The 26845-nt window shown below is 65.2% G+C and carries 33 protein-coding genes and 5 pseudogenes; 25 read left to right on the top strand and 13 right to left on the bottom strand.

The window, feature by feature from the left end; genetic code table 11:
- Nucleotides 1-255: 255 nt before the first annotated feature.
- The 6 genes and pseudogenes from IPL75_13780 to IPL75_13755 form a co-directional block, all read right to left on the bottom strand.
- On the bottom strand, nt 256-894 hold the full coding sequence (locus IPL75_13780) for an FtsX-like permease family protein (protein ID MBK9241292.1): 639 nt from the start codon (nt 892-894) through the stop codon (nt 256-258).
- 73 nt (nt 895-967) lie between these two features.
- Nucleotides 968-1891, bottom strand: a pseudogene (locus IPL75_13775) (ABC transporter permease).
- 3 nt (nt 1892-1894) lie between these two features.
- Nucleotides 1895-2440, bottom strand: coding sequence for an FtsX-like permease family protein (locus IPL75_13770; GenBank protein ID MBK9241291.1), 546 nt, complete (start codon nt 2438-2440; stop codon nt 1895-1897).
- On the bottom strand, nt 2440-3048 hold the full coding sequence (locus IPL75_13765) for a hypothetical protein (protein MBK9241290.1): 609 nt from the start codon (nt 3046-3048) through the stop codon (nt 2440-2442). Before IPL75_13765 ends, IPL75_13770 begins: the two co-directional genes overlap by 1 nt.
- The gene (locus IPL75_13760) at nt 3045-4454 is read right to left on the bottom strand and encodes an ABC transporter permease (GenBank protein ID MBK9241289.1); all 1410 of its coding nucleotides are present in this window, start codon (nt 4452-4454) and stop codon (nt 3045-3047) included. Before IPL75_13760 ends, IPL75_13765 begins: the two co-directional genes overlap by 4 nt.
- A 7-nt stretch (nt 4455-4461) precedes the next feature.
- The gene (locus IPL75_13755; GenBank protein ID MBK9241288.1) at nt 4462-4782 is read right to left on the bottom strand and encodes a PadR family transcriptional regulator; all 321 of its coding nucleotides are present in this window, start codon (nt 4780-4782) and stop codon (nt 4462-4464) included.
- A 150-nt stretch (nt 4783-4932) separates the two neighbouring features.
- On the opposite strand from IPL75_13755, the pseudogene IPL75_13750 reads away from it, so the two are divergent.
- The 10 genes and pseudogenes from IPL75_13750 to IPL75_13705 all read left to right on the top strand — a co-directional run bounded on the left by IPL75_13750 (nt 4933) and on the right by IPL75_13705 (nt 14793).
- A pseudogene (locus tag IPL75_13750) lies at nt 4933-6143 on the top strand (ATP-binding protein).
- 143 nt (nt 6144-6286) lie between these two features.
- On the top strand, nt 6287-6436 hold the full coding sequence (locus tag IPL75_13745) for a hypothetical protein (GenBank protein MBK9241287.1): 150 nt from the start codon (nt 6287-6289) through the stop codon (nt 6434-6436).
- Nucleotides 6423-6881, top strand: coding sequence for a protein kinase (locus IPL75_13740; GenBank protein ID MBK9241286.1), 459 nt, complete (start codon nt 6423-6425; stop codon nt 6879-6881). Before IPL75_13745 ends, IPL75_13740 begins: the two co-directional genes overlap by 14 nt.
- Nucleotides 6809-8491 carry a protein kinase gene (locus IPL75_13735; protein MBK9241285.1) on the top strand — a complete coding sequence of 561 codons (1683 nt, stop codon included), beginning with the start codon at nt 6809-6811 and terminating at the stop codon, nt 8489-8491. Before IPL75_13740 ends, IPL75_13735 begins: the two co-directional genes overlap by 73 nt.
- Entirely contained in the window at nt 8413-9240 is an 828-nt protein-coding gene (locus tag IPL75_13730) for a PD40 domain-containing protein (protein ID MBK9241284.1), read from the top strand. Before IPL75_13735 ends, IPL75_13730 begins: the two co-directional genes overlap by 79 nt.
- A gap of 285 nt (nt 9241-9525) precedes the next feature.
- Nucleotides 9526-10923: an ABC transporter ATP-binding protein gene (locus IPL75_13725; GenBank protein ID MBK9241283.1), complete on the top strand. Its 1398-nt coding sequence runs from the start codon at nt 9526-9528 to the stop codon at nt 10921-10923.
- A pseudogene (locus tag IPL75_13720) lies at nt 10854-11282 on the top strand (ATP-binding cassette domain-containing protein). The gene IPL75_13725 and the pseudogene IPL75_13720 overlap by 70 nt, the downstream one beginning before the upstream one ends.
- Before the next feature lie 11 nt (nt 11283-11293).
- Nucleotides 11294-11722, top strand: coding sequence for an SRPBCC family protein (locus IPL75_13715; GenBank protein MBK9241282.1), 429 nt, complete (start codon nt 11294-11296; stop codon nt 11720-11722).
- Nucleotides 11723-11847: 125 nt separating this feature from the next.
- A complete protein-coding gene (locus IPL75_13710; GenBank protein ID MBK9241281.1) occupies nt 11848-14316 on the top strand; it encodes an ABC transporter permease in 2469 nt (822 codons plus the stop codon).
- Between the two features lie 114 nt (nt 14317-14430).
- Nucleotides 14431-14793, top strand: a complete 363-nt coding sequence (locus tag IPL75_13705) for a hypothetical protein (GenBank protein ID MBK9241280.1) — start codon at nt 14431-14433, stop codon at nt 14791-14793.
- A 145-nt stretch (nt 14794-14938) separates the two neighbouring features.
- Here the strand turns inward: IPL75_13705 and IPL75_13700 are convergent, their stop codons facing one another.
- Nucleotides 14939-15538: a M56 family metallopeptidase gene (locus tag IPL75_13700; protein MBK9241279.1), complete on the bottom strand. Its 600-nt coding sequence runs from the start codon at nt 15536-15538 to the stop codon at nt 14939-14941.
- Nucleotides 15539-15675: 137 nt separating this feature from the next.
- Entirely contained in the window at nt 15676-16080 is a 405-nt protein-coding gene (locus tag IPL75_13695; GenBank protein ID MBK9241278.1) for a BlaI/MecI/CopY family transcriptional regulator, read from the bottom strand.
- 121 nt (nt 16081-16201) lie between these two features.
- Here IPL75_13695 and IPL75_13690 point away from each other — a divergent pair.
- Both IPL75_13690 and IPL75_13685 read left to right on the top strand, forming a co-directional pair.
- Nucleotides 16202-16419, top strand: a pseudogene (locus IPL75_13690) (ribbon-helix-helix protein, CopG family).
- 14 nt (nt 16420-16433) lie between these two features.
- Complete coding sequence (locus IPL75_13685) at nt 16434-16823, top strand: PIN domain-containing protein (protein MBK9241277.1); 390 nt, start codon at nt 16434-16436, stop codon at nt 16821-16823.
- A 72-nt stretch (nt 16824-16895) separates the two neighbouring features.
- On the opposite strand, the gene IPL75_13680 is transcribed toward IPL75_13685, so the two are convergent.
- A complete protein-coding gene (locus tag IPL75_13680; protein ID MBK9241276.1) occupies nt 16896-17288 on the bottom strand; it encodes a M23 family metallopeptidase in 393 nt (130 codons plus the stop codon).
- A 768-nt stretch (nt 17289-18056) separates the two neighbouring features.
- Nucleotides 18057-18318: pseudogene (locus IPL75_13675) on the bottom strand (thrombospondin type 3 repeat-containing protein).
- Between the two features lie 324 nt (nt 18319-18642).
- On the opposite strand from IPL75_13675, the gene IPL75_13670 reads away from it, so the two are divergent.
- Nucleotides 18643-19251 (top strand): discoidin domain-containing protein, encoded by a 609-nt coding sequence (locus IPL75_13670; GenBank protein ID MBK9241275.1) that lies wholly within the window; start codon nt 18643-18645, stop codon nt 19249-19251.
- Between the two features lie 26 nt (nt 19252-19277).
- Here the strand turns inward: IPL75_13670 and IPL75_13665 are convergent, their stop codons facing one another.
- Entirely contained in the window at nt 19278-19970 is a 693-nt protein-coding gene (locus IPL75_13665; protein MBK9241274.1) for a hypothetical protein, read from the bottom strand.
- Nucleotides 19971-20013: 43 nt separating this feature from the next.
- Here IPL75_13665 and IPL75_13660 point away from each other — a divergent pair, with 43 nt between their 5' ends.
- The 11 genes from IPL75_13660 to IPL75_13610 all read left to right on the top strand — a co-directional run bounded on the left by IPL75_13660 (nt 20014) and on the right by IPL75_13610 (nt 24860).
- Nucleotides 20014-20355, top strand: a complete 342-nt coding sequence (locus IPL75_13660) for a hypothetical protein (protein MBK9241273.1) — start codon at nt 20014-20016, stop codon at nt 20353-20355.
- 2 nt (nt 20356-20357) lie between these two features.
- Entirely contained in the window at nt 20358-20774 is a 417-nt protein-coding gene (locus tag IPL75_13655) for a sigma-70 family RNA polymerase sigma factor (protein MBK9241272.1), read from the top strand.
- Complete coding sequence (locus IPL75_13650; GenBank protein ID MBK9241271.1) at nt 20764-21861, top strand: zf-HC2 domain-containing protein; 1098 nt, start codon at nt 20764-20766, stop codon at nt 21859-21861. The genes IPL75_13655 and IPL75_13650 overlap by 11 nt, the downstream gene beginning before the upstream one ends.
- A gap of 87 nt (nt 21862-21948) precedes the next feature.
- The gene (locus IPL75_13645) at nt 21949-22458 is read left to right on the top strand and encodes a carboxypeptidase regulatory-like domain-containing protein (protein MBK9241270.1); all 510 of its coding nucleotides are present in this window, start codon (nt 21949-21951) and stop codon (nt 22456-22458) included.
- Entirely contained in the window at nt 22455-23009 is a 555-nt protein-coding gene (locus tag IPL75_13640) for a von Willebrand factor type A domain-containing protein (GenBank protein ID MBK9241269.1), read from the top strand. The genes IPL75_13645 and IPL75_13640 overlap by 4 nt, the downstream gene beginning before the upstream one ends.
- A 105-nt stretch (nt 23010-23114) precedes the next feature.
- Nucleotides 23115-23456, top strand: a complete 342-nt coding sequence (locus tag IPL75_13635) for a hypothetical protein (GenBank protein ID MBK9241268.1) — start codon at nt 23115-23117, stop codon at nt 23454-23456.
- The gene (locus tag IPL75_13630) at nt 23389-23580 is read left to right on the top strand and encodes a DUF3520 domain-containing protein (GenBank protein MBK9241267.1); all 192 of its coding nucleotides are present in this window, start codon (nt 23389-23391) and stop codon (nt 23578-23580) included. The genes IPL75_13635 and IPL75_13630 overlap by 68 nt, the downstream gene beginning before the upstream one ends.
- A complete protein-coding gene (locus IPL75_13625) occupies nt 23568-23795 on the top strand; it encodes a hypothetical protein (protein ID MBK9241266.1) in 228 nt (75 codons plus the stop codon). Before IPL75_13630 ends, IPL75_13625 begins: the two co-directional genes overlap by 13 nt.
- Nucleotides 23773-23931, top strand: a complete 159-nt coding sequence (locus tag IPL75_13620) for a hypothetical protein (protein MBK9241265.1) — start codon at nt 23773-23775, stop codon at nt 23929-23931. Before IPL75_13625 ends, IPL75_13620 begins: the two co-directional genes overlap by 23 nt.
- 128 nt (nt 23932-24059) lie before the next feature.
- Entirely contained in the window at nt 24060-24233 is a 174-nt protein-coding gene (locus tag IPL75_13615; protein ID MBK9241264.1) for a hypothetical protein, read from the top strand.
- 198 nt (nt 24234-24431) lie between these two features.
- A complete protein-coding gene (locus tag IPL75_13610; GenBank protein ID MBK9241263.1) occupies nt 24432-24860 on the top strand; it encodes a hypothetical protein in 429 nt (142 codons plus the stop codon).
- Nucleotides 24861-25071: 211 nt separating this feature from the next.
- Here the strand turns inward: IPL75_13610 and IPL75_13605 are convergent, their stop codons facing one another.
- Nucleotides 25072-25512, bottom strand: coding sequence for a hypothetical protein (locus IPL75_13605; protein ID MBK9241262.1), 441 nt, complete (start codon nt 25510-25512; stop codon nt 25072-25074).
- A 40-nt stretch (nt 25513-25552) separates the two neighbouring features.
- Here IPL75_13605 and IPL75_13600 point away from each other — a divergent pair, with 40 nt between their 5' ends.
- Nucleotides 25553-25816: a hypothetical protein gene (locus IPL75_13600; GenBank protein ID MBK9241261.1), complete on the top strand. Its 264-nt coding sequence runs from the start codon at nt 25553-25555 to the stop codon at nt 25814-25816.
- A gap of 58 nt (nt 25817-25874) precedes the next feature.
- Here IPL75_13600 and IPL75_13595 read toward each other — a convergent pair whose 3' ends face one another.
- Nucleotides 25875-26057 carry a hypothetical protein gene (locus IPL75_13595; protein MBK9241260.1) on the bottom strand — a complete coding sequence of 61 codons (183 nt, stop codon included), beginning with the start codon at nt 26055-26057 and terminating at the stop codon, nt 25875-25877.
- Between the last annotated feature and the right edge of the window lie 788 nt (nt 26058-26845).

Below are 26845 nucleotides of genomic sequence, written 5' to 3'. Positions count from 1 at the left end.
GTGTCGGCGTCTGAAAAGTCACGGCCCTGGAGCAGCGGGATGCCGACCGTGTCAGAAGTAGCCCGGCATCGCCACCGCGAATTCAGCGTGAGGTTCGGGTATGCCCTCCACTTCAGGGCGTCCGACGATGCCCAGTGAGCCGCTCAGCCCTGCCGGAGAGCGGCAGAGGGTAGACGGCAGACGCGGGGTGACGCGGGTGTGGCCGCGAGGCGATCGCGCATGGTGCGGTGAAACGCGAAGACCTTCGATGGTTCGTTATAGGTGGCGCGTGGAATCGACGGGCGGGGCCACGGCTACGCCGTCTGCGCTGACGCCGACGGGCACACTCGCCATCGCGATGAAGCTGCGGATCAGGAGCGCCGCGCCGGTGAGCACCATCACGGCCATCGCCACTTCGGCGACGACCAGTGCGCCGCGAAGGCGTCGTCGCGGCGAAGTGGTGTCGGTGCCGCGTGCCGCATCGCCCAGGGCCGACTGCGGGTCGGCGCTCGACTGTCGAAGGGCGGGGAACAGTCCCACGAGAACTCCGGTAACAAGCGCGAGCGCGGCCGCAAAGATAATGACGCTGGCGTCGATACGTGCGGTATCGAGACGCGGAATGTTGCCGGGGTTCAGCGAGAGCAGGAACTGCAGGCTGCCCGCGGCCACGCCGAGTCCGAGCGCCGTGCCTGCCGTGGTCAGCACCAGTGTTTCCACCAGAAGCTGCTGGACCAGCCGCCGTCGGTTGGCGCCCGGGGCCGCGCGCACGGCCAGTTCGCGGCGCCGTGATGCGCCGCGCGCGAGCATGAGGTTCGCGACGTTGGTGCAGGCGATGAGCAACACGCACGCCACCGCGCCGAACAGCACGATCAAGCCGAGGCGTCCGTCGCCGATCATCTGTTCGGTCAGCGACATGGACCCGAGCCGCCAAGGTAACCTTCGGCTCCGCATACCGGTCGGGAAACCGGGTCTTGAACCCTTCCCCCACCCTGTCCAGATCTGCCTGAGCCTGACTCATTGAAATACCCGGCTTGAGTGACGCGAGCGTGACCAGGTACTGATTGCCGCGTTCGTCCTGAAACTGTTCCCAGCTCACGGGTATCCAGATGTCCGCACGTTCGGTCAGGTAGCCGACGGCTCGTCCGGGAATCGCATCCCGGACGGCATGATGCCAATCCCCACGCGCGGCCCGGCGAGGTTGATGGTGCGGCCCACGATGGCGGGGTCTGAATCGTAGCGGCGCCGCCACAACGCATCGGTCAGCATGACAACTCGTGGTGCCCGGTGACGCCGTCTGATGGCGCGAACGGGCGCCCGCGCTGGGGAGCACGCCGAGCAGATCGAACAACTCGGGCGATACGGCGTACGCATTCACGCGTTCCGGCTCGCAGTCAGTGGTCAAGCAGTCGTCAGTGAGCGCTGACAGCTGGGGTCGAATTCCCGCGAGGCGCTCGAAGGCCTGCGCCTGGCTTCGGACATCGGCGAATTCTTCTGGTGACGTGGCGGCCTGCAGAAGATCGGTCTTTGGATAGGAGCTGTAGAAGACGAGCGTCCGGTCCGCGTTGGGATACGGCAGGTCGCGCAGCAACACCGCATTGACCACGCTGAAGATGGCCGTTGTCGCACCACTTCCGATGGCGAGCGTCAGCAGGGCTGTGGCGGTGAACAGCGGTGTTCGCGAGAGGACACGCACGGCATACCGCGCATCCTGCATCATCGTCGGCAACCAGGGCTGGTGCGTCTTTTGTGTCTCGGTCATGGTGATGGCCTCAGTGCGTTGCGCGGCGTCCTTGAGGTCGCCCATTCGTTGGACCGCTTTTGCGCGTGCCGCCACCGGGTCGAGGCCGGCCTCGATGTACCGGCGTGTCTGCATCTCGATGTGGAATTCGAGCTCTCTCTCGGTGTCGGTCATCTCTTAGTCGCCCCGCAGCGTGATGAGTGGGTCGATGCTCGTTGCCCGTCTCGCCGGCAGGTAGGCCGCCAGAGCCGACACCGACAGCATCAAGGCGCCGCACGCGGCAAACGTCACCGGGTCACGCGGCGTGACGCCGTAGAGCCAGCCGGCCAGTAGTCGTGTGGTGCCAGCCGCAGCCAGGAGTCCGAGCGCCACGCCCGTCACCGACATGCCCAGCATCTGGCGGACGATGAGGGCACGAACGTCGGCGGGTTTCGCGCCAAGCGCCATGCGAATGCCGATCTCGCGGCGTCGCTGTGCCACCGACCACGCGAGCGTGGCCGCCAGGCCCACCGCGCTGAGCAGGACCGCGAGCGAGGCAAACGTCCCGAAGAGCCAGGCCCCCAGTCTCGGCAGGGCCACCTGCGACCCGATCAGGGTCTCGAGGTTTTCGATGCGGTCCACCAGTTGGCCTGGCCGCTGACGCGCCACGATCTGGCGCAGGACCGTCGGCAGTGTGGCGGCTGCGCGTGCGTCCGTGCTCACGACGAACAACGCATTGCCCATCAGCGTTTGCGCAAACGGCAGGTGGACTTCAGGACGTGTGCGGGTGTCGCTCCCCCATGGACCGCGTGTCGCCGATCACGCCCACAATGGTCACGGGCGAGCCAGTGAGGCCGCCGCCGTTCAGCGTCAGCGTTGCGCCGAGGGCTCGCGGTCAGGCATCCATCGGCGCACGAAGGCCTCGTTACCACGGCGATTGGCGCAGCCCCCTGCTGGTCCTGATCCCTGAAACCGCGCCCACGCACGACTGGGATTTTCATCAGGTCGAAGTAGTTGGTGCTGGCCGTGCCGGTGAAGACCTCGCCTTTGGTGTTGCCGATCGCCAGGTCGAGTACCGCGATGCTGCCGTACATCGGCAGATGCGTCGTGCCGGCGACCTCGCGAATGCCCGGTTGACTCGCGAGCTCTTCGCGTACGGTCTCGAAGAAGCGAAGACGTTCGTCCTCAGGAGTCGCAGGCGGCAGACGAACCAGAGCCACCTCCTTGTGTGAGGGGTCGAAGCCGGGCGCGCTCGGGCGCAGCGTGACGAACGTGCGGATCATCAGGAGTGCGCCCACCAGAATGAGCACTCCGAGCGCGAGTTCCGAGACCACCAGCACCCGCCGTGTCATTCGGCTGCCCCGGTGTGCCCGCGGTCGCTGCTGGCGACGCTTGAGTGACTCGCTGCCGTTGAGGCTTGAACGGCGGCTACAAGCCCGGACGCGAGTCCTCCACACAGCGCCAGGCTCACACTCACTGCCAGCACGCGGCCATTGATCGTGACGGCGTCGAGGTTGGGAAGCGAGGGCGGCAGGAGCGCGATGATGGCGTCAAATCCCACAAACGCCAGCGCCACACCCGCTGCGGCGCCGGCCGTGGCCACCAGCAGGTGTTCGATGACCGTGCCACGGATGATGCGTGCCCGAGTGGCGCCAAGCGCCACCCTGATGTGAAGCTCGCGCCGGCGTCCCAGCAGCCGCTCAAGTCCCATGTTGGCGACGTTGGCAAAGGCGATCAAGAGCACCGCGGCCACCGCTCCCACCAACGCCAGAAACGGACTCTGCAGGTCTCCGGTCGTGCCATCGGTGAGCGGCGTCAGTTTCAGCTCCCTGCCACTCGCGTTCTCGAGCGCCGCCGCACCCAACTCCATCGTCGCGTCAGGGCTGAGGCGGACCAGCGCATTCACCGTGTTGCCTGGTGGACGGCAGCCGAATCGTTCCGACGCGCGGGTCGCCTGTCCGAGTGGTACCCAGATGTCGCGGTTGATTCTCGACAGTGGTCCATCGAAGCCCGCGGGCATCACGCCGATGATCGTCGCCGCGTGCTCGTCGAGCACGATCGTTCGGCCCAGCACGTTGGGGTCGCCACCAAGCGTGTTCTTCCAGAACTTTGCACTGACCACCGCGACGCCTGGAGCCCCGGGATGATCCTCATCCGCACTGAACCATCGTCCGATCCGGGGACGGGCGCGGAGGACGTTGACCATGGAGGACGAGAGGCACTCCACTTGCGTCCGCCTCGGAGTCTCCACGCCAGTGACGACCGGGGAGCTGATGGCGAAGATGCCAGCCGACGCAATTGGTGCCGGAAGGTTCGCCGAGAGGCCTTCGTAGAGATCGCGTGGCACGGCGCTGGTCAACCGTCCGTCCGGACCCTGTATGCGCAAGTACGCCAGGTTGTCCACATCCTCAAACGGCGACTGGAGAATCACGCCATCGACCACCGAAAAAACGGCGGTGCTGGCGCCGGTGCCCATGGCGAGCATCGCGATGGTGATGGCGACGTAGCCGGGAGAGCGCCGAAGGATGCGCATCGCGTGGCGAACGTCCTGGCCGAGGCCGTGCATCCATCGCGTCTCGTTCACGGGTGGCTCCTGACTCGGCGGTCTGATGGCGTGCACAGCCTTCGCGGCAGCATCGAGGTCGCCCATGCGTGTCATGGCTTTGGCCCGCGCCGCGACGGGGTCCATGCCCGCCTCGATGTATCGGCGGGTCTGCATTTCGATGTGGAATTCGAGTTCGTCGTCGATGTGACTCATCGCAGCCTCACCGAGCGTTGAAGACCTTGGTTATGGCGCCGGCCAGGGCCTTCCAACTTTGGGTGCGAATCTCCAGTTCGGTGTGACCCTTGGCGGTCAACTGGTAGACCTTCACCTGTTTGTTCAGTTCCGAGCGTTTCCATTCCGACTGGATCCAGCCCTGGCGTTCGAGCCGCGCGAGTGCCGGGTAGAGGGCGCCTTCCTGAACGGCCAGCAGGTCGTCGGTGGATTCTTCGATCCAGCGGGCGATGGCGTAGCCGTGCCGGGGCTTGTTGGCCAGGGTCTGGAGGATGAGCAGGTCGAGCGTGCCTTGGGGTAGTGGTGGCATAAGAGAGATATCCCTAAAGTTCTTATGCCTGAGACGAGATCGCTTGGGGATTGGTTGGATCCACTGGCAAAGTAGCATCCATGCTTGCGTAATACAGGCATTGTTAACCGTGTAAAAGTGGCATTATAGGGCGTGGCCTATTCTGCCCGCCTGCTCGACGGTGCCATCCAAACCCTATTCAAGCAGCTGCCCGCGTTGTTGCTCGTCGGCCCAAGGGCTTCTGGCAAGACCACCACCGCGGCTCGTCACGCGAGGTCCATGGTCCGGCTCGACACCGACGCGGAGGCCCAGGCATTCAGGGCAGATCCGGACGCTGCACTTCGCGGACTTCAGGAACCGATCCTGATCGACGAGTGGCAGATGGTGCCGGGCGTGCTTGGCGCGATCAAGCGTGCTGTGGATGCCAGGCCCGACCCCGCGCGGTTCATCATTACCGGTTCGGTGCGTGCTGAACTCGATGGCGAGTGGTGGCCCGGCACTGGGCGCGTGACGCGCTTGCCGATGTTCGGTATGACGATTCGCGAGCAGGTGGGTGCCGTCCGGGGGCCGTCGTTCATCGACCGCGTGGTGTCAGGCGCGCCCCTTGAACCGGCTCATCCCTCGCCAGATCTACGCGGATATGTCGACCTCATCTTTCAGAGCGGATTCCCGGAACCGGCTCTTCGACTGAATGGCGCGGCTCGACAACACTGGCTGGACAGCTATCTCGAGCACCTTCTGACCCGCGACGTGGAATTGATCGAATCGGGTCGTGACCCCGTTCGGCTCCGTCGTTATATGGAGGCGTATGCGCTCAACACGGCGGGCGTCGTGGATGAAAAGACGCTGTTTGATGCGGCCGGAATCAACCGCAAGACCGCGCTGGCCTACGACCGGCTTCTCAGCAATCTGTTTGTCACTGAGACTTTGCCTGCGTGGACCTCGAATCGGCTTAAGCGCCTCGTGCTTGGTCCAAAGCGCCACCTTGTCGATCCGGCACTGGCCGGCGCAGCACTGCGACTCGACACCAACGGCGCACTTCGCCAGGGCGATCTGTTCGGCCGGTTACTCGAGACCTTCGTGGTCTCGCAGATTCGCGCAGAAGTGCCGGTCAGCGAGACGCGGCCGCGTCTGTTCCATGTGCGGCAGCAGGAGGGCCGACTCGAGGTGGACATCCTGGTCGAGCTTGGGGCGGCCGGCTCATTGCCATTGAGGTGAAGGCCGACGCCGCGCCCACCGCCGCCGCAGCCCGCCATTTGATGACGATGCGCGATCGGTTCGACAGAGAATTCGTCGCCGGCATCGTGCTTCACACGGGGCCCCGCACGTTCACGCTCTCCGACCGCATCGTCGCCGCCCCTGTATCCGCCCTGTGGGGCTGAGCGCTCCTTGTAGGGACACGCATTTCGTAGCGCGGCGTGCACTTCAACGCCGCGGCCATTCGGCGGCCTTGAGACCCAGGCCGCCCTACGAGATTCAATGGCGCGGGGAGTCGTCACGATTCCCGATATAATCCGCCCGCCCCATGTCCTTGAGCGCCGGAACCCGCATCGGCCCCTACGAAGTCGTCGGGCTCATTGGCGAAGGCGGCCCGCCTACGCTGGCGGCGGCCTCCGGCCGCCTGCTCCGGCGAGGTCTCGCCGAAGCCCAGCAGAGCCACGGTGATGATCGGTAAAACCATCGGTCCGTATCACGTCGTGGCCCTCCTGGGCGAAGGCGGAATGGGTCAGGTGTATCGGGCCAGGGACGCGAAGCTCAATCGCGACGTCGCGCTGAAGGTGTTGCCGGCTCTCCTCGCCGACGATCCCGATCGGCTCGCGAGATTCCAGCGCGAGGCGCAGGTGCTGGGCGCGCTCAACCACCCGAACATCGCGCACATTCATGGGTTCGAAGACTCAGCTGACACGCACGCGATCGTGATGGAGCTTGTCGAGGGGCCGACCCTGGCGGAGATGATTCGATCTTCGGAGGCCGGGTCTTCAGACCCGGCAAATTCGCCGGGTCTAAAGACCCGGCCTCCATTCGGAGGAATCCCCTTGCTGACGCGTTGCCCATCGCGCGCCAGATCGCCGAGGCGCTCGAGGCCGCGCACGAACTCGGCATCATCCACCGCGACCTGAAGCCCGCCAACATCAAGGTGCGAGACGACGGTGTGGTGAAGGTGCTGGATTTTGGCTTGGCCAAAGCCTTGGACTCCAGGACTTCGGGACCCCAGGACCCCTCAAACTCGCCGACGCTCACCGCTCGCGCCACCCAGATCGGCACCATCCTCGGTACGGCGGCGTACATGGCGCCGGAGCAGGCGAAGGGGCGCAGCGTTGACCGGCGCGCCGACATCTGGGCGTTCGGTGTCGTGTTGTACGAGATGCTGACGGCCCAGCGCTGTTTCAAGGGAGAAGACGTCTCGGACACGCTCGCGGCCGTGCTGCGGCAGGATGTGGATTGGGCCGCGCTGCCCGCCGACACGCCGCCACGACTGAAGCGCCTGCTCGAAAGGTGCCTCGATCGCGACGTGAAGCAGCGCCTGCGCGACATCGGTGAGGCGCGCGTCGAGATTGCGAAGATCGAAGCGGGCGCGCCTGACACGTCGGTGGTGAGCGTCGCGAGTGCGGCTGCTGCGCCTGTGCCAGCTCGCAGCGCCGCCGTCCCCTGGGCCATCGCGGCCGCAGCCACCATCGCGCTCGTGACGGCAGTCGCAATGTGGGCGCCGTGGAAGGCCGCACCGCCTGCGCAGGCGATGCACCTCTCGATCGTGCCTCCCGCGGCGCTGGCGTACGCCTCCGCCACATTCGAGCGGAGCCTGGCGATTTCGCCAGACGGCACACGCGTGGTGTATGTGTCAGCCCCGGACGGCAAGCTTGTGGTGCGAGCGATCGACAGTATCGAAGCAGAACCGATCCCGGGCATCACGGGCGCGCGCCAGCCGTTTTTTTCATACGACGGAAAGTGGATCGGGTTTTCACAGGGCGCGACCGAGCTGAAGAAGGTCTCGATTACGGGCGGACCCGCCGTGACGATCTGCAAGCTCACGGCTCCACCGCGCGGGGCCACCTGGGGTGCCGATGACACGATTGTGTTCGCCACCGCCGGCACAACCATCGGCTTGCTCTCGGTACCATCCGGAGGAGGACAGGAACCCAAGGAACTGACAAAGCCCGGCGCTGGCCTGGGCGATCACCTCTTTCCCACTCTGCTGCCTGGTGGCCGAGCCGTGCTCTTCACCATCGTCTCGGCGGCGGCCGAGAACTCGGAGGTCGCCGTGCTCGATCTCAACACCGGTGAGCAGAAGATCCTGATTCGAGGCGGCAGCCAGGCGGAATACGTCGCGCCCCTCGGCGGTGCTCGGGGCGGGCCCGGCTACCTCGTGTATGGCGTGGCAGGCACGCTTCGTGCGGTTCGGTTTGATCTGAAGACATTGGAAGTCCGGGGAGATGCGGTGCCGGTGGCCGACCGTGTCACCATGGGCCCGAACGGTTCCGCGCAGTTCGCCGTGTCAGAGACCGGTGCCCTCACGTACGCGCCAGGTTCCTACAGCGTGGAAGGTGCCAGGCGTTCCCTGATCTGGCTGGATCGGAAAGGCCAGGAAACCCCATCAACAATGCACCCCTTCAGGAATATGCCGCGTTGCACCTCTCACCAGACAACACGAGCGTGGCCGTCCAGATCAACAGTGTCCTCAACTCCGACATTTGGGTGTGGCGATTCAAGGATGAGACCCTGGAGAAGCTGACACTGGACAACGCCAGCGACGGCGCACCGGTCTGGACGCCCGACAGCCGCCGCATCGTGTTTCGAAGCAATCGTGCAGGGCCGGACTATCAACTGTTCTCGCAAGCCGCCGACAACTCTGGAACGGTGGACCAGCTGACGACCGCAGCCACCAATCACGCCCCCACCGGTTTTGCCGGCGCCAACCAGTTGCTGTTCACCGAATATGGAATGAACAACAGCAACGACCTCGCGATGATGACGATGGACACGCGCCAGAGGACGCCACTCGTCGCGACGCCAGTCGAAGAGCGGAATGGAACCGTCTCGCCCGATGGCCGTTTTATCGCCTACGAATCGTCGAAGTCCGGCGAATTCCAGGTCTTTGTTTCGCAGTTCCCAGACGTGAACGCGGGGACCCGGCAGATTTCCACCACCGGTGGCGTCAAACCCGCATGGTCTTCCGACGGCAAGGAACTGTTTTACCAGAGACCGGTTGCCGGGCAAGGGGCCGGTGAGCTGTATGTCGCGGCCGTCGCCACAACTCCGGTCTTCAGCCATGGCCCTCCCGTGAAGCTGTTCGACCTTCGAGGGATTCTGGTCTCTCCTATCGCTCCGTCCTGGGACGTCTCGCGCGACGGCAAACGGTTCATCGCGATCAAAGGCGACGCGACAACTACCGCGCTGGACCAGGGCGCCAACCGGCCTCCGTTTGTCTTCATCGTCAATTTCGCCGAGGAGCTGCGAGGCAAGCTCGGCGTGAATCGATAGTTGACGGCAGTACGTAGCTCGCCTGGTCCTCAAGGCCGAGGCGACACTCGGGCTTGAGGATCAGCCCGAGCTACGTACCTTAAAGTAGCTGCTTCCCTTCATGGCCACGCCCCCCAACCCCCGTCGCGCTTCGAAGCAGCGGTATCAGGATTTCCGTCAGGCGTACCGGCTCGGCACGCTCGATCAAAGTGACGATGAGCCGGCGGGGGAAGGCGGCGCGTCTGGAGCACCGTCTGCAGAGAAAACGCGAAGCGGCGCCAGAACCTGCGCGCCTACGTTCGTCGGTTGTGGCCCCACCGCTCCGCCGTGGCACTGGTGGTCTTCCTGTCGCTGCTGGTTGCCGTGCTGCAGATGGTGGAGCCGCTGTTCATGCGGTTCATCATCGACGACGTCCTGCTCGACACCACGCTCGACAACGCGTCGCGACTGACGCGGCTGAACCTGGGCGGCGCTGGATTCCTGGCGCTCGTCATCGCGTCGAGCCTGATCGGCGTGTTCAAGGACTACCGGCAGCGCCTGCTGAACTCCCGGATCATGCTGTCGCTCAGGCGGGCGCTGTTCGACCGCCTCCTGCACCTGCCGCTCCCCAAACTGTGGGAGATGAAGACCGGCGGCATCCTGTCGCGCCTGACCGGTGACGTCGACACCACGACGGGCCTTCTTCAACTCGCAATCATGTCGCCCGCCATCTCGGTGTTCCGGCTGATCGTGGCGGTGAGCATCCTCATGGCCCTCAACTGGCGGCTGGCCCTGACCGCGATAGCGATCATTCCCGGCGCCATGCTGGTGAGCTTCGTGTTCTCGAAACGTGTGCGGCCCATCTACCGCGTGGTGCGGAAGGACGTGGAGGAAATCGACGGTCGCGTCGGCGAAACGTTTTCCGGCATCCGAGTGGTTCGCGCCTTCGGCCGCGAGACTCGTGAGCTGTTGTTGTACCTGCTGGGCCGGCACGCTGTGCTTCGCAAAGAGATGTTCGCTCAGCGACGCGAACTCGTCTTGTGGGGCTCCTGGGGCCTGCTCGTGTCGGGCGTCAACGTCGTGATCATCTGGTATGGCGGCTACTTGTACCTGCAGGGTGGCGCGTCCATCGGCGACATCATGGCGTTCCAGTGGTTCACGTTCCTGCTCCTCAACCCCGTCTGGAACATCGTCAATTCATTCTCCGAGTTGCAGCGGTCGCTGGCGGCCATGGAACGCGTGTTCGACGTGCTCGCGATGGAGAACGACAAGCCAGACCGCATCGATGCACGCCACGCGCCGGAACTGGTGACGGGCGTCCAGTTCGACGACGTGGAGTTTGAGTACCGGGAAGGTCAGCCGGTGGTGCGCGCGTTCGACGTCACCGTGCCTGGCGGTTCGGTGGTGGCGCTGGTTGGCCGCAGTGGAGCAGGCAAGACCACAGTGACGGATCTGGTGGCGCGGTTTCACGACCCCACGCGCGGCCGGATCCTCGTGAACGGCACCGACATCCGCGATTTTACACTCCGCTCCTATCGCCGACTGCTCGCCATCGTCCAGCAGGACGTCTTTCTCTTCGACGGGTCCGTGCGCGACAACATCGCCTACGGACGGCACAATGCGACCGCCGAAGAAGTGGAGGACGCCGCGCGCAGGGCGAACGCGCACGAGTTCATCGCAAAGATGCCTGGTGGCTACGACACGTTTGTGGGGAGCGAGGCGTGAAACTGTCGGGTGGACAACAACAGCGCCTCGCGATCGCGCGCGCCATCCTGGCCTCGCCACAGATTCTCATTCTGGACGAGGCGACGAGCAATCTGGATACCGAGAGCGAGCAACTCATTCAGGCGGCCATGGCGTCGCTGCTGGCAGGGAGAACGACGTTCATCATCGCGCATCGGCTGTCCACGATTCGGCGGGCCGACATGATCCTGCTGATGGCGGACGGCCGCATCGTGGAGCGCGGCACACACGAGCAGTTGATGGCCGCCGGCGGCGAATACGCGGCCATGGTGGTGCGGCAGATGCAGCAACAGCAGCAGGACGAGGCGGAAGCGCGCGCAGACACCGCGCCGGTGATATAGGTACTGTCACCATGATTGATGTTCGTGCCGAAATTGAAATTGCCGCGTCCCCTGCCACTATCGCGGGCGTGATGTTCGACCCGCAGCGTTATGCGGAATGGATGAGCGCGGTGGAGCGGGTGGAGGTGCTCGATCCCGCGCTGGCGCCGGGTGCGCGCGTGCGGCACCACGGCAAGTTCATGGGCCAGCCGCTGACGTGGACCACCGAGGTGGAGACCGTGCACTTTCCCCACGTGCTGGCGTTCAAGATCGTGGATGGCCCGTTTGTGGGATCCGCCCGCATCGGCATTCAGCGATCGGGTACGGGCTCTCGCGTGCAGGTCCAGAACACGGGTGAACTTAAAGACATGCCGTTCATTCCCGAGTCGATGGTGACCGGCCCGCTCCAGTCGGGCCTTCAGGCGGATCTGGCGCGGCTCAAGGCGCTCATAGAAAAGTAGTTGCCGGGTCTAAAGACCCGGCCTCCGAAGACCGACTTCGGGACCCCGGGACTCCGGGACCCCGACAACGCTTCAAGCGTCCGTCATCGGACGCATGACGCGTGTGACGAAAAACTTCGTGACTTTTGACGAAGAGTTACGTCAAACTCCGTGACGACTTCCTGATGGCACTTTCCGCGCTAGTTCACGACGTCCTTCGCGACATCGCGCTTGCCCTGCGGCAATTGGCCCGCCAGCGCGGGTTTGCCGTGGTGGCCCTCCTTACGCTGGCGTTAGGAATTGGCGCGCCCACGGCGATCTTCTCGGCTGTGCACGCCGTGCTGCTGCGGCCCCTGCCGTACGCAGACGCCGACCGCATCGTGCGATTCCGCATGGAGTCGCAAAGCCCGCGTGGCAGCGTGGGCTTTGATGCGCTGCCGGTGTCCGAGGCGCTCCAGTGGGCCGCAGACACGGTCACGCTCGAAGAGATGGCGCTCTTCAACGACTCCGCAAAGACGCTGACAACGCCTGAAGGCCCGGTGAGGCTCATCGGACTGTCGGCCACGCCCAATTTGTTCGCCCTTCTTGGCACGGCGCCGGCGGCCGGCCGGCCGTTTGATGCCGGCACACGCGATGTCAGGCAGATCGTGCTGAGTCACAGCACCTGGCACCGGTACTTCGGGGCCAACACCTCGATCGTCGGCACATCGATCACGCTCGATGGCGACTCGTTCCTCGTCACAGGCGTGATGCCAGAAGCCTTCGCGTTTCCCACACCAGAAACCGCGTTCTGGGTGCCCCAACTACTGGAGATCGGAGGGGGGCGCGGGATGGTGTTGCCTGCCATCGCGCGGCTGCGGCCCGGCATCATTGTCGATGCAGCGGTCACCGAGGGCATGCGCCACCTGACCGATGGCGGAGACCCGAGAGTCCAGTCCACGCTGTTGGCTCGCACCCTGCAGGATCAGATGGTGGGCAAGTACGGACGTGTGTTGTGGGTGCTTTTGGCCGCGGTCGCCCTCGTCTCGGTCATAGCGACCGTGAATATCGCACTGCTCCTGCTGACCCGAGGCGCGAGCCGCGCGCGCGAGTTTTCGATCCGGCTCGCCCTCGGCGCAGGACGCGGCCGACTGGTGCGGCAACTCTTCGTTGAGGGCACAACCCTGGCGGTACTCGGCGGACTGGCTGGACTCATCGCCGGCAAACTGGCACTGGTGGCGCTTGTCCAGATTGCGCCACCCGATTTGCCGCGGCTCGAGGAGGCCGGCCTCGATCCGCTTGTGCTCAGCTTCACGGCGCTGCTGGTGGTGGTGGCCAGTGTCGCGTTCGGAGTGTTGTCGGCAGGCCGGGTCATCACCCTCGACGGCATCCGTACCCTCGCGCGGGCGGCGACCGAATCGAGCCTCGTCCCGGTGGTGGTGGCCCGCCGGAAACTGAACGCGTTGGCCGCCGCAGAACTCGCGCTGACTGTCGTGCTGCTCGTGGGCGCCGGTCTGTTGCTTCGCTCGTTCGTCAGCCTGGTGCTGGTGGATCAGGGCTTCGACTCGCGCAACGCCCTCGCGGTCCAGGTCACCCTTCCGCTCGCACGTTATCCGGGACCCGAGGCGCGCCTGGCCTTCCACGAACGACTGCTCGAACGGGCGCGGGGCCTTCAAGGCGTGAGCCACGCTGGCTTGACCACCGCCATGCCGAATCGCCAGCCGACTGGCCGCTTTGCGTATGACCCGACCGGCCCCTCGATGTTCGCGGATCCGTTCACACTGCAGGTCGCGGAAGTGCGCATGGTGAGCGCGGGATTCCTGGAGGCCGCCGGCCTTCAGCTGCTCTCGGGCCGGACGTTCACTGACAAAGACACCGAAGGGTCTGAGTTGGTGATGGTGTTGTCGCAACGCCTGGCGCGACTCCACTTTCCTGAACGCGACCCAATTGGCGCGATGCTCTATTCGGAGTCGGGCAGCCGCCGCGTCATTGGCGTAGTGGGCGATGTGCTGCCTGCGGGTCAAGCCGCGCAGGGCGCCACCTCGGACCCGGGCGCGTACATCCCGCTGCGTCAATCGAAGGACGTGTTGTCGTGGATGGCCACAGTGACACTCGTGTTCCGCAGCGCCGGCGCCGCCGCACAGGCTGGTCAGGTGCGCGCGATGGTGTCGTCGCTCGACCCCGAAATGCCCGTCTTCAATGTTCGAACGCTGGACGATGAGGTGGCCGGCCTCGTGTCCGGGCCAAGGTTCAGCGCCACTGCACTCGGGCTCTTCGCTCTGGTCGCCCTGGTGATGGCGGCTGTCGGCGTATACGGCGTCATGGCGTACAGCGCCAGCCGTCGCACTCGCGAGATCGGCGTGCACATGGCGCTTGGGGCGACGTCTGCGCAGGTCCTTCGTGTGATCGTCCGAGAGGGTGTCCTGGTGGTGTTCGTTGGGCTGGCCACCGGCCTGTTGGCCGCGATGTGGCTGGCCCAGTCACTCACAGGGCTTCTGCACGAAGTGACGCCCGCAGACCCGGTGGCTCTCGTGACCGTGGCCCTGCTGCTTTCGGCCATTGGTCTCGTCGCCGTCCTCATTCCCGCGTGGAGAGCGACTCGCGTCAGCGCCCTCGCCGCGCTTCGTCACGACTGACGCTCATTGAACTGGAGAATACACATGCTGAAAGCTCGTAAGACCTCTGAGGTCGTTTCCGCTGGTTGGTACCTAAAACGACCTCAGAGGTCGTTTTTCCTTGCGCTTGCTCTTATGGTGACTTCAACACTCGGTGCGCAAGAGCGCCGGCAGGGCGGCCCGCCGCCCTACGACCCATCGAAGGAGGTCACGGTCTCAGGCACGGTCACCGGAACCGAGACGATCGAGGTGCCCGATGGGACGCGAGTCATCCTGATGCTCACAGTGAATGCCGCGCCGCTGGGCGTGATCCTCGGTCCCGAGGCCTGGGTGCTGAAGCAGGGAGTGGCGTTCACCAAGGGTGCCACCGTTCAAGTGGTTGGGCTCACCGGCTACCGCTACAACAGCAGTCCGGCGATGCAGCCGCGCACGGTGAAGGTCGGCGCGAAGACCCTGACGCTTCGCGACGCCACCGGCAAACCGCTGTGGGAAGAGTAGAACGTCCCCTCGGCCTTGAGGAACAGGCCGAGCTACGTACGGTGGGAGCCTTCGTAGCGCGCGACTTGTCTTCGTAGCGCGGCCTGGGTCTCAAGGCCGCGAATCACGGCGCGCTTGAGACCCAGCGCGCCCTACGTACGTCTGGCTACCCCTGCGGCGTTCTCGGCAGGTTTATCGCTCCCGCCGGAGGCGGCCCGCCCGGACCGGCCCACCTGGATCGCATCTTGACGTCCAGAGGCAGGCCCGGCGGCACCACACTGGTCACCGTCAGCACGACCGCTGCGATCAGTGAGGCAGCCAGGAGCGCGGCGATACCGCGCATCGGCGTCAGCATCGGCCGCGGCTGGCCCACGATGCGTTGGATGCGATCGAGAAGTGTGCCCGATGCCGCCGCAACGGCCATTCGGCAATCGTCCCTGGCATCGTCGAGTGCCGCAAGCGCGCGAGCGTAGTCGGCCGGGTCCGCCCCAACGCTGACGGCCACGTCGTCGCAGCAGTATTCGCGCTCGGTGCGGATGCGGCGGGAGACCCAATGGGCCGCCGGATGGTGAAAGAGCGCCGCCTCGGCTGCCATCTGGATGAGGTTCGCGAGGTAGTCGCGCCGGCGCACGTGCGCCAATTCGTGAGCAATGACTGCGCGCAACTGTCGCGGCGCGAGCGAGGCTGCGGTGCCGATGGGCAGAAGAATGACCGGCCGCAACCAGCCGAGCACCATCGGCACGGTGGCGCGGCTCGAACGGTGCACATCGACGTTGGTTCGCAGCGAGATGCGAGCGCAGTTCGGCTACTACGGACTGGATGGCTCACCAGCGTCGTCGAGGTCGAGCCGCTGGAGTTGTTGCGCCCGACGCCATTCGCGTCCAATTCACGGCGTGGTGAGGTTCATCGCGGTTTCTTCTCCTTTGCGCGGTCATCCATCGCGTCGAGCAACTCGCGAATCTGCCGGCGCTCATCTGGCGACGCCTTCTTGTCGGAGAGTGCCTGCATCGCCAGGCTGGCCGATGAGCCCCCGAAGGCCCGGCTCACCAGGTCGCGCACGATGCCCTGCTGGATTTGACGTTCGGGCCTGGCGGTACGGTAGACCTGCGGTCGCACCGTTTCGTCCCTGACGAGTGACCCCTTCTCGGTCATGATCTGCATGAACTTCAGGACGGTGGAGTACCCGATCTCCCGTTCCTGCTCGAGCGTTTTGTAGACCTCGCGCACGGTGCTGGGGCCGCGCTTCCAGATCACGCGCAGGATCTCGAGTTCGCTTGAGGTGGGCAGCGGCACGTCACTCGGAGGCATTGGCGCGATATTACACGAAGACTTTCGTCACTCAGAAACGCAGATCGGTCTTTCCGAATGGACGCGGGCCCCACGGGAGTCCTGGCCGCAACTGATGATGACGTGATATGATGACGTCATCATGCGGACGATTATCGAGCTTCCCAGGACCAACTGGCACACCTTGATGCCCATTGCCGGAGAGAAAACGTCTCGCGGGCCGAGGCGATCCGGCGCGCCGTCACGGCCATGCTTGCCGAACAGGCGAAGGCCGGTGCCGCAGGGGCGTTCGGGTTGTGGCGTGACCGGACCGAAGACGCGCTGGCACAGCAGGAACGACTCCGGAACGAGTGGGTCTAGGGTGAAGACCCCACATCGAAGCGGTCTTCGACACCAACATCCTGATCGACTACCTCGTCGGCCGCGAAGAGGCCCAACAGGAATTTGATCGCTACACCCGCCGCGGCATCAGCATCGTCACCTGGATGGAACTGCAGATCGGATCGAGATCCGAAGCCGAAGCGGACGTCATCGATCTGTTCCTTCGGGAGTTTCGTGTGATTGAGATCACGCGGCAGGTGGCGAGGCGGGCGATCGAGATTCGCCGACGTACGCGCGTGCGGCTCCCCGAAGCGATCATCTGGGCCACCGCGCAGTTGGAGTCGGCGCCGCTCGTGACCCGCAATACAAAGACTTCCCGGCGGGAGATCCCGCCGTGCGGATTCCGTATTAGGAACTGGGGAACTGGGGAAGTTAGGAACTGAGGAACTGAGGAACTGGGGAACTGGGGAACTGAGGAACTGAGGAAGTTTCCGGTACGTAGCTCGGCCTGCTCCTCAAGGCCGAGATTGCGGCCTTCGCAGTAGCGCAACGAGCGAGAGTGGGTCTACGCGCGCTCCATTCACGCGAACCGTCCAGTGCAGATGCGCGCCCGTCACTCGCCCGGTGGCCCCCACCAGACCCAGCACCTCGCCCTGCGCCACATCAGCACCAGGGGTCGCGACGATCTTCGACATATGCGCGAACAGCGACACGATACCCAGACCGTGATCGACGATGACCGCGCCGCCAGAGAAGTACAAGTCTTCCGCGAGGACGACCGTGCCTGGCGCGGGTGCCTTGATGGGCGTGCCGGTTGGGCTGAGAAAATCAGCGCCGCTGTGTGCGTTGCGCACTTCGCCATTAAATACACTGCGCGTGCCGAACGCGGAGTTGGCCTTGTGGGGCACCGGCGCGACAAACGACAGGCCAGGCGCAGGATCCGGCCCGTTGCTCCCCTTCCCACGCGGCCTCGATCGTGGCGGTCTCCCCTTGTGATGCGCGCCGCTTCACTCTCCGGCGGATTCACGAAGTCCGGATCCACCGAGAGCCGTCGCGTGCGGAACGCCTTGGTGGCGACCCGCAGTGTGTGCTCGGTGATTGTTGTCCCAGCGTCGCTGCCGCCGGACACCGACACCCGGTAGGCGCCGGGCCGAACGTCGAGGTCGATACCGATCAGCGCACGCCAGGCATGAGGTCTCGCGGCCGTGGGCGGCAGCGGCTGCACACGCTCAGTGCGATCAAATGCCCGTACTTCCAGCGTCGAGAGCGCCACGTCTGAGACGATGGTCAGCAGGACGAGCTCGCCGGGCTGCAGCGAGCGGGCCGTGTGTGTGATCGTGAGCGTCGGCGCCGCTGCGACGGGCGCGGGAGCGACCTCTCCGGTGACCAGGCCAAGGCCGACCAGCACACTTATGGAGACGCGCCACCACATGCGCCGATTGTCTCGCAAGGCGCCCTCCTGTGGGAAACACCTGAAGGGGGTGAGCGGCTGAAGGTGTGGTCTGGGTAGGCACCCGAAGGCGTTTGCTGCGCTCTTGCCGATTGTTCTCCCGGCTCTGGGGCCATCGGCTACAAGCGTCTGGGCCGTCATGCACTTTCGCCGCATCCCCACAACACGTTTCCCGCTCGGGTAGATGGTGGCGCGCGGTTGCATCCGGGCGTGATTTCAATATCTATCACCTGAGGACCTGGGCGTCGTTCACGCCGTCGTTGTCATCATCCGGGTCACACACGTCGCCCACGCCGTCGCCATCAGCATCTGCCTGGTCACTGTTGGCAGTGGCGGGGGCAGTTGTCAACGTCGTCGGTGGCGCCATCGCCGTCGGCGTCAGCGCCGCCGCCATCAAGGTTGGCAAAGGCAATCCCGAAAAAACGCTGGCCAATGGCGCAACGTTTAATGACTTGATTGCCCAGGCTGCAGCAGGAGCCACCGATCATGGCGCGTTTGTCCGGGCCGTGACTCAGTTGGCCAATAACTGGAGGCGCAACGGACTTATCAGCGGTGTGGAAAGCGGCAAGATTACCTCGTGTGCCGCCCGCTCAACATTCCCTATCAGTTGAGTTCGTTGTCAGCAGGCCAACAGGGTGTTCATCCTCCGGGGATGAACACCCTGTTTCGCGGGTGCAGGTGCTGGCGCGGGTCAAGGCGCAGGGCCGCATTGACGTGCAAATCACCTCGGCGTCTAGACTGCCCGCACTACGTCAACCGCCGCCGCCCGCCAGCATTGGCTGCTGGCCGCGGCGCTTCGACAAAGGAGTTTCATGAAGGTCTCGCGCGTACTGGTTGTTCTCCTGCCCCTGTTTGCCGGTGCCTGTGCTCAGCCTGGCAGTCCCTCCGCTCCGTCGCCCGTCGGCGCTTCGGCCGCCCTCGAGGCCCAGGCGGCGAAGGTTGACGTATGCCACGTCAGCGGCGATGGCAGCGTCCACGCCATCAGCGTTGCCGGTAGCGCGGTCCCCGCGCACCTCAGGCATGGCGACGCGACGCGGGTCTTCAGCCTGCCCGCGGGCGCGACGTTCAGCGCCAACAACGCCCTGGAAGACTACGTCCCAGCGCTCGCGTTCGACCTGGATCCCCTGACAAACTGGAATGCCGGCTATTGGCCGGTGGCGTGGCTCGAAGTGGACTTTGGCTCACCGCAGCGGTTCTCGGTGATGACCGGCCTGCCGGACCAGTTGCCGGCAGTCAGTTTCACCAACCACGACATCACATCTGACGGCGCGCCGGCATTCAGCTGGACCGGTATCACGACCAACAACCAGCTCATCACCCAGACGTTCGGCACCATGCAGACTGCGCAGCGTGTGCGCATCACCACGACGGTGAGCGACAGCTGGGTGGCCTGGTGGGAAGTCGGCTTCCGGGGCTGCTAGCGCCCCGGGCGCTGATAAACCGTGACCTAAAAGCGCGTGATCAACCCGACCCTGAACCCGGTGCCACGTGGGGAGTCCGTGACGTGCTCCACCTTGCTCACCACCGGGAGCATGCCCGTCATATTGCTGAAGGAATCGAATTCAACACCGAAGTGCCTGACGTGGCCGACGTGCGCGAACAGCGCGACCTTGCGGGAGGCGCTGACTTTGATACCGCCGCCGATGTTCAACGTCGGCCGCATCTCGTCGTAGTCGTATCTCGATACGGTCGCATCCGGCGTGGTCTTCACCTGATGCACCCGCCCCAGGCCGCCGCCGATGTCGGCGTAGACCGACACGCGGCCCAGGTGCAGTTCCGGCACCAGGCTGACCGCCATCCGGTAGGGAAGCGAGTACTCAAGCGCCGCCGGTTCGGCCGGGATATCAAGTGACCACTTGAATGTATTGATGCCCGCGCTCGCCTGCAGGGCAAGCGACCAGCGCTTCGAGTTGTGAACGCGCCGGCCCGCAACGAACTCGACGTCCAGGCCATGCCCCTCATTGTGGTACTCGTCCGGCGTGCCGCCGGCGTAGTAGGTGTAGTACGGCCGGAAGTCGGTGTTCAGCCGGCCCACGCCAACACCGGCATACCAGGGCGGGCTGTCGGTTTGCGCAACTGCCGGGGAGGCGAATCCAAGCGACAACACAAAGAGCACGGGCACAATCGCGGAAGACTTCATGGCCCGCGACTATAACAGACGGGTCTGGCGTCACAATACGCACGTGAGTTCCGGCGCGCCCGAATCCGACCATCAGGCCGATGTCGCACTGGCGGCCGCGTGTGCCGCCGGTGACGAGGCGGCATGGGAGCGGTTCGTGCGGGAGTTCCGACCAGGCCTGTACCGTTCGGCTGACGCCATTGACCCTACTGGTGGCGCGCGGGATCTGGCCGACGCGTTGTTCGGCGAACTCTTTGGTGTGCGCGAGCGCGACGGCCAGCGCCAGTCGCTCTTTAAGTACTTCCAGGGCCGCAGCAGCCTCGCCACCTGGCTTCGCGCTGTGCTTGCGCAGCGTCACGTCGATCGCATTCGCGCCACGCGACGCCCTGGTACCGCTGCCAGATGACGATGCCCCGCCGCAGGGCAGGGGCGATCCGGCTGGCGCCACCAGCCGCGCCGGATCCGGAGGAGTCCGGGTGTCGAGCCGCAGTTCGGTTGGCGTTGGCCGACGCGATCGCCCGGCTCGAGCCGCGCGATCGATTGCGACTCGGCTGTTACTACGTCCAGGATCTGACGCTGTCGGCCATCGGCAAGATGTTTGGTGAACACGAAGCCACCGCCTCGAGGCACCTGACGCGCATTCGGCGCGACCTTCGGGCGGCGGTCGAGGTGTCAATGCGCGAGACCCATGGGTTCGCCGCGCCTGCGTTGACGGATTGCCTGCGCACCGTGATGAACGATGCCGGGGATTTGGACCTGGGAGGGATGCTTGCAAGATCCCCTGGCCGGATCGTTCAGAATGAGAGGGATCCCAGTGACCACTGACGCCACACGCGAACACTGCGTCGACGCCGAAACGCTGGCGGCGTGGGCCGACGGCGGCCTGCCGGCCGCTGAAGCGGCAGCGGTGGAACTGCATCTGTCCAACTGTGAGCGCTGCCAGGAGGTGTTGGCGGCGTTTGTGCGAAGCCAGCCTCAGGCCGCTGTGGTGCTTCCGTTCTGGTCGCGCCCCGCGGTGCGTCTGGGTGCCGCAGGTCTGGCCGTTGCCGCGTCAGTGACGCTCGTGGTCTGGACGAACCGGCCGCCGTCGGCTCCGGAGCCCGCCGCAACCGTCGCGTCGAGCGACCTCGCAGCTTCGGAGCCGGCCCTGATACCGGCTCCGGTGGCGCCTCCTGCGGCGACGTCCGAAGTTGCGTCGGACCGGGCGCGTCAAGCCGCCCAATCAAAGCAGGCGGAAGCTCGCCGATCCGAACCCGCACCGAGACCGGCACCGCTCCCGTCCCAGGTCGCGGCCGGTGCGCCCGCTGCGGCAATGCCTCCGGCGATGCCGCCGCCCGTGGTGTTGCCGCCAGCTCCACTACCGACGGCCGCTCCTCCACCTCCACCTGTGCAGGTCACGGCGGCTGCGCCCGCGGTGGGCGGTGTCGCGCGGCAGGCCGCAGCGGATACAAAACCGACCACGTTTGCCATCCCCGCGATGGCAGAACGCGTCAGTCTGGACTCCGTGACGATCGAGTTCATCGCTCCCGATCCGCTCGCCTCTGCCTCGCGCATGGCCGCCGGTGGCATGGCCGGTGGCGTAGCGGGTGGCCGCGGCGGTGGTGTGCTCAAGCCCGCGCGGTGGCGGATTCTCGGTGGAACCGGCGTGCAACGGTCGGTGGATGGCGGCATCACCTGGACCGTCGCGAGTCTTCCTGCCGGCCAGCCGTTTGTGCTGACCGCAGGTTCGGCCTCGTCGCAGAACCTGTGCTGGCTGGTCGGCCGTGACGGCGCCGTGTTTCTCTCCAGGGAACGGTCTCACTTTCGAGCGGGTGGCATTCCCGCATCGGGTCCACCTGAGATCCGTCCAGGCCATCGACGCCCTGCGCGCTGTGGTCACGGCCGAAGACGGCCGGACATTTTCGACCTCTGATGCCGGCCTGACCTGGGTCGCCGGACCTCCCAACGACTGACCGCTGCAAGGTTTCTGACCCACCTCGTTCTAAGGGCGAGGTGAGTGATGATTCGACGACTTTTCGTTCTTCCGTTGTGTGCGCTTGTTCTCCTGTTCCTTGTGGCCGCGCCAGGCGCGCAGCCATCCGGAACGCTCGTCACCGGCACGGTTGTTGATGGCGCCCTGTCGCCCCTTGCCGGTGCGTCCATCACGCTCGAACGCCAGGCGGTCGTCGTCAGCCGCACGACGTCCGACGCCGAAGGGCGATTCACGTTCCAGAATGTTGCGCCCGGCGACTATCGCGTGCGGGCCACGCATCGAAGCGCGCCGACGCTGGTGCGCGAGTTCCGAGTCGCAGCCGGTGTCGCGGCGGTCAAACTGCCGCTCGTGATGGCGCCAGCGGTGGAAGTCACCGCAGCCGCCAAGACCGTGGACGCCTTGGGGCAGTCTCTTCCGGCCCTCCTCCTTACCCGACCGTCGCGACGTCGCAGAGGACACCCATCTCGGGTGGCGTTGCGGCAGGACGTGCGGGTGGCGGCGGCGTCGCACCCCAGCGCATGTATGAACGCGTGGTGACCGGGCAGATCTACTTCGAAGACCGCGAGCGCTACGCGCCGATCGATCCCAACCGGTTCCAGGACACCAGGACCCAGCCCCTCTCCACGTTCGGCGCCGACGTGGACACCGCGTCGTACGCCAACGTGCGCCGATTCCTGTCGTCGGGCCAGTTGCCGCCGTCTGATGCCGTGCGCGTCGAGGAGCTGCTCAACTACTTCCATCCCGACTACGCGCAGCCACGTAATGGCCGGCCGATGGCGCTGACCACTGAAGTGGCCGACTGCCCGTGGGCGCCCTCGCACAAACTCGTGCTCGTCGGTGCCCGCGCCCGGGCGGCCGCGCCGCAAACGCGAGAAGGCCGCAGCATCGTGCTGCTTATCGACGTGTCGGGTTCGATGGCGCCGGCCGATCGCCTGCCCATGCTCAGGACCGCCCTTGGCTTGTTTGTGGACTCCTCAACCCTGACGACCGCCTCGCCATCGTCACCTACGCGGGATCGAGCGGCGTGGCGCTCGCGTCCACGCCGGTCCGTCGACGCGACGTCATCCAGCGCGCGATCGCGAACCTGAACGCGAGCGGATCCACCAACGGCGCGCAGGGCATCGTCACCGCGTATCGCCTTGCGCGGGAAGCGTTCATCCCGGGCGGCGTCAATCGCGTGATGCTGGCCACCGATGGCGACTTCCAATGTCGGTGTAACCAACGAGCGTGACCTTGTGCGCCTCATCGAGCGCGAGCGCGAGTCGGGTGTGTTCCTTTCGATCTTCGGAGTCGGCCAGGGCAACCTGAATGATTCAGCGCTCGAGCAGATGGCCAACAAGGGCAACGGCCACTACGTGTACCTGGATTCGCTGCAGGAGGCGCGTCGCGTGCTCCTTCACGAAACCGATTCCACGCTCGAGACCGTGGCGAAGGACGTGAAGTTCCAGGTGGAGTTCAACCCCCGCAATGGTCGCGTCGTGGAGGCTCATCGGCTACGAGAACCGGTTGCTTGCAGACAAAGACTTCAACAATGACCGCAAGGACGGCGGGGAAATGGGCGCCGGCCATACGGTGACCGTGCTGTACGAAGTGGTGCCGGTCGGAGTGGGAGGGAGGGTGCTGGTGACACAGAGAGCCGGCCCAGCGTGGACCCGCTGAAGTACCAGGCGAACCCCGCGGTGATCGATCGTCCGTCCCGCCCGGCCAACACCAGCGGCGACTGGCTGACCGTAAAGGCGCGTTACAAGCAGCCGGATGGAGACGTGAGCGCGCTCATCGAGCAGTCGGTGCGGTCGGGTGGCCCGGTGCGGCACCTGCGCGTTCGCGGCGGCGGTTGCGGAGTTTGGTCTCATGTTGCGCAGGGGCACGACTGATGCCGGCCGCTGGGACGCGTTGGTGCGCCGCGTAAACGCAATCACCGTCTCGCCCGCGCTCGCCACCGACAAGGCGGGGTTTGCGGAACTGGTGGAAACCGCGCGCGGCCTCGCGCGGTTGCAGCGCACGCGGTGAGGTGATTGAGGCAGTTCGCAGAAACGACCTCTGAGGTCGTTACCTCAGAGGTCGTTTTGCACACGCGACGCACATGGGCTACGCTCCCGTTCCGGTGTCCTCCCAACGATTTGGCGCGACAATCGTGGGTGCCGCTGCTCGATCAGGTCGACAGTTGGCTTGAGCAGAGCGTGCGGTCGGCTCTCGCGCAAACGGTTCCGTGCGAGGTGATCGTGGTGCATTCGACCCGCGCGCGCGAGTCGAACACCAGGCTCCTCGCCTCACTCGCTGCCGAGCATCCTGGGTCTGCGCATCGAACCTGAGCCGGTGCGAGGTGGCTTTGCCGCCGCCATCAACTACGGTATTCAACTCGCCTCAGCGGATCGCGTCGGCCTTCTGCTATCTGATGATTGGCTCAACCCGCGGGCGGTCGAGTGCTGTCTGCCGCATCACGTGGACATCGTGTCGACAGGCCTGACCGTGTTTCTCGCAGACGGCCGGACGCCGGCCAGCGGCCCCTGGTGCGCCTCCGAGTCTCGGAGACGTTTCAGAAGCGAACCACCCTTGAAGAACGAGCCCGTTACCTGAAACATTTCTTCCTGTTCCGAAAGACGGCCATCGTGGAGGCCGGCGGCCTGGACGAATCGCTCGGCGACTACCCCGGTATCGACGACTTCGATCTGATCTGGACGATGCTGGAGCGCGGTGCCACGGTGGCCATTGTCCCGGCGAGCCTCTACAACTACCGCGATCACGACGGCGAGCGCCTGACACTTCGTGACCGGGACCAGGCGAAACGCACGTTGGAGCGGATTCTGGAGAAACACGGGCTTCGAGGCGATGAGAAAGCGCGCGTCCTTGCCATTCACCTGCCCTGGTACGGACGCCCGGTGCATGCGGCTCAGGCCGAGATTGCCGCCGGCGACGCCCGGGAGGCGCCGAGGTCTTAAATGAAGGTGGCGGCCGAGCGCGCGCAATTTACCGAGCGCGGCTTCCGGGCGCGCGTGAGTACTTCCCGCACGACGTGATCGCCCTGCCCAAGCCCTATGCCGATACACACCTGTGTCTTGAGAAGCGGGGCGTCTCACGCCGGCGGATCGCCCTGGCCAGCACATCCAGCGCAACGTGTATTCCAACTGGCTGGGCGGCTTTCCCGACGCGTTATTCACGGACCCGGCGGTCAACTGGCACGGCCAGCAGTTTGGAAGAAAGGGCCTTATCGCCGCAGCGGGCCTTTTTGTCGAAGGCCGCACCGGCGTGGTCACCTATCTGCAGTCGGACCTCTGCCAGCAGATCTATCGCAGCCCCAGCCTGAAGCGGGCCGCCAGCGCCAGGCTCGACACGCGCTTTCGCTACTGGTACCGGATCCTCTTCAACGCCATCCTGGATTTTGCCGCCGACCACGGTCTCGACATCGTCCATTCCCCAACCGCTGACCACATCATCGGCGCAACCAAGAAGCGCATCGATCCGGGACTGTTCACCCAGATCTATGACTCGGTTGGTGAACACTATTCCTGCCGCAGGGTGGCCATCGACCGTGCCGAATACTGGGTTGTGGCTCTGAAGGACAACCACGACCGGATCGCGCGGCTCAACCATGCGGCCATGCCCGCTACACACGCCTGCAACCGGTCGCAAGGTGATCTGCATCTGTCACGACATCGAGTCGAACGTCGATACCAAAGTGACCGAGAGCGAGTGCCGCGAGGCGTTCCACCGCATGCTCGCCGTGGAGCGCGCGCACGATGTGCGCACCACCTATCAGGTGCTGGGCCTGCTGTTTCGCGACACGGCGGCCACTGTGGCGGCCGACGGCCTATGCGCTGGCCTTTCATTCGTACGACCACAAGGTTGGCGACCCCCACGCAACTGGCACGCACCCGCGAGGTGGACCTTCAGGTGAAAGGTTATCGGCCGCCGCAGTCGAAGATTACCGCCGATCTCTCCTGGACCACCCTGGCCTACTGGAATTTTGAGTGGCTCCTTTCGTCGGCGAGCAGTTTCAGGTTCCAGGAGCCGAGGATCGAAAATGGCATTGTGAAGATTCCGTGCACCTCGGATGACTGGCCGCTGCCGGCGCACTCACGCGCGCGCAGTGGATGGCGCGGCTGCGCGACGAGATTGCGAAGCGCGACATTCGTCATCAGCCCGCACGACTGCTACGCCCGGCAATGGATCGATTGGTTCCCGACCTGCTCACCGAACTGCAGGGGCCTGGCGAGTTGTGGACGTGGAGCAGGTGGTGAATCGCGAGCGGTTCCGGAGCGCGTTGCGGACCCGGCCATGATCGGCACGACTCGGCGGGAGAGACTTGTGAACGCCATCACCATCAGCCGCATGGGCGGTGCCGGTGGCGTTGCTGGCGGCGTGGGTGGGGTGAGACGGGCATGGTTCGCGCGGCTTATGGCGTTCTGGGCTTCGGCCGACGCCCCCGATGGTCCACCGTCGCGCCAGCTGAAGACCGCGCCGCCGCGCGGCGCCCGCCTCGATTCGCGGGCGGATCCTGGCGTTCAATCCCGTAGGCCTGGTGGGAGTGGCGGTGCTCTTCCCATTGCATCTGGTCGCCCAATGGCCACTACTGGCAGCAGCCGTGCTTCACGCCGGCCCGATGGCCGCGGGTGTTCAAATTCGGACGCCTCACGTCGTAACACACACGCCTGGCCCGCGCGTCCCTGGTGCTCTGTCCGCTGGCCCCGGCTGCGTGGCTCAGGCTTGATAAAATTTCTTCCACTGGCCAAATCAGTGTGGCCGTGCTGGTGCTGCTGTCGGGCGTCGAGGAGCTTTGCCATCACGTGAAGCTCGATCGGCCGATAGATGATGTAGCCCATGTGTTTCGAGGGTTGACGCTGGATTCCCGAAGGAGGGAAAGATGCGCCCTGAAGGTCTACGAAAATTGACAGTGTGGGTGCTTGCCGTTGGATGTGGGACCGTG

Source organism: Acidobacteriota bacterium (assembly GCA_016716905.1).
Taxonomy (GTDB): domain Bacteria; phylum Acidobacteriota; class Vicinamibacteria; order Vicinamibacterales; family SCN-69-37; genus SYFT01.
The sequence above is the reverse complement of the archived record's forward strand: the minus strand, read 5'-3'. Positions and strand labels throughout refer to the sequence as shown.

Excerpts from the sequence above, each read along its gene's own strand:
- IPL75_13620 (MBK9241265.1), top strand. The coding sequence starts at position 23,773 with ATGTTGCGCAGGGGCACGACTGATGCCGGCCGCTGGGACGCGTTGGTG.
- IPL75_13715 (MBK9241282.1), top strand. The coding sequence starts at position 11,294 with ATGATTGATGTTCGTGCCGAAATTGAAATTGCCGCGTCCCCTGCCACT.
- IPL75_13595 (MBK9241260.1), bottom strand. The coding sequence starts at position 26,057 with ATGACGAATGTCGCGCTTCGCAATCTCGTCGCGCAGCCGCGCCATCCA.
- IPL75_13770 (MBK9241291.1), bottom strand. The coding sequence starts at position 2,440 with ATGGGCAATGCGTTGTTCGTCGTGAGCACGGACGCACGCGCAGCCGCC.
- IPL75_13655 (MBK9241272.1), top strand. The coding sequence starts at position 20,358 with ATGCCCCGCCGCAGGGCAGGGGCGATCCGGCTGGCGCCACCAGCCGCG.
- IPL75_13695 (MBK9241278.1), bottom strand. The coding sequence starts at position 16,080 with ATGCCTCCGAGTGACGTGCCGCTGCCCACCTCAAGCGAACTCGAGATC.
- IPL75_13745 (MBK9241287.1), top strand. The coding sequence starts at position 6,287 with ATGTCCTTGAGCGCCGGAACCCGCATCGGCCCCTACGAAGTCGTCGGG.
- IPL75_13780 (MBK9241292.1), bottom strand. The coding sequence starts at position 894 with ATGTCGCTGACCGAACAGATGATCGGCGACGGACGCCTCGGCTTGATC.
- IPL75_13645 (MBK9241270.1), top strand. The coding sequence starts at position 21,949 with ATGATTCGACGACTTTTCGTTCTTCCGTTGTGTGCGCTTGTTCTCCTG.
- IPL75_13670 (MBK9241275.1), top strand. The coding sequence starts at position 18,643 with ATGAAGGTCTCGCGCGTACTGGTTGTTCTCCTGCCCCTGTTTGCCGGT.
- IPL75_13630 (MBK9241267.1), top strand. The coding sequence starts at position 23,389 with ATGGTCGCGTCGTGGAGGCTCATCGGCTACGAGAACCGGTTGCTTGCA.
- IPL75_13635 (MBK9241268.1), top strand. The coding sequence starts at position 23,115 with ATGGCGACTTCCAATGTCGGTGTAACCAACGAGCGTGACCTTGTGCGC.
- IPL75_13760 (MBK9241289.1), bottom strand. The coding sequence starts at position 4,454 with ATGAGTCACATCGACGACGAACTCGAATTCCACATCGAAATGCAGACC.
- IPL75_13665 (MBK9241274.1), bottom strand. The coding sequence starts at position 19,970 with ATGAAGTCTTCCGCGATTGTGCCCGTGCTCTTTGTGTTGTCGCTTGGA.
- IPL75_13605 (MBK9241262.1), bottom strand. The coding sequence starts at position 25,512 with ATGGTTGAGCCGCGCGATCCGGTCGTGGTTGTCCTTCAGAGCCACAAC.
- IPL75_13705 (MBK9241280.1), top strand. The coding sequence starts at position 14,431 with ATGGTGACTTCAACACTCGGTGCGCAAGAGCGCCGGCAGGGCGGCCCG.
- IPL75_13755 (MBK9241288.1), bottom strand. The coding sequence starts at position 4,782 with ATGCCACCACTACCCCAAGGCACGCTCGACCTGCTCATCCTCCAGACC.
- IPL75_13765 (MBK9241290.1), bottom strand. The coding sequence starts at position 3,048 with ATGACACGGCGGGTGCTGGTGGTCTCGGAACTCGCGCTCGGAGTGCTC.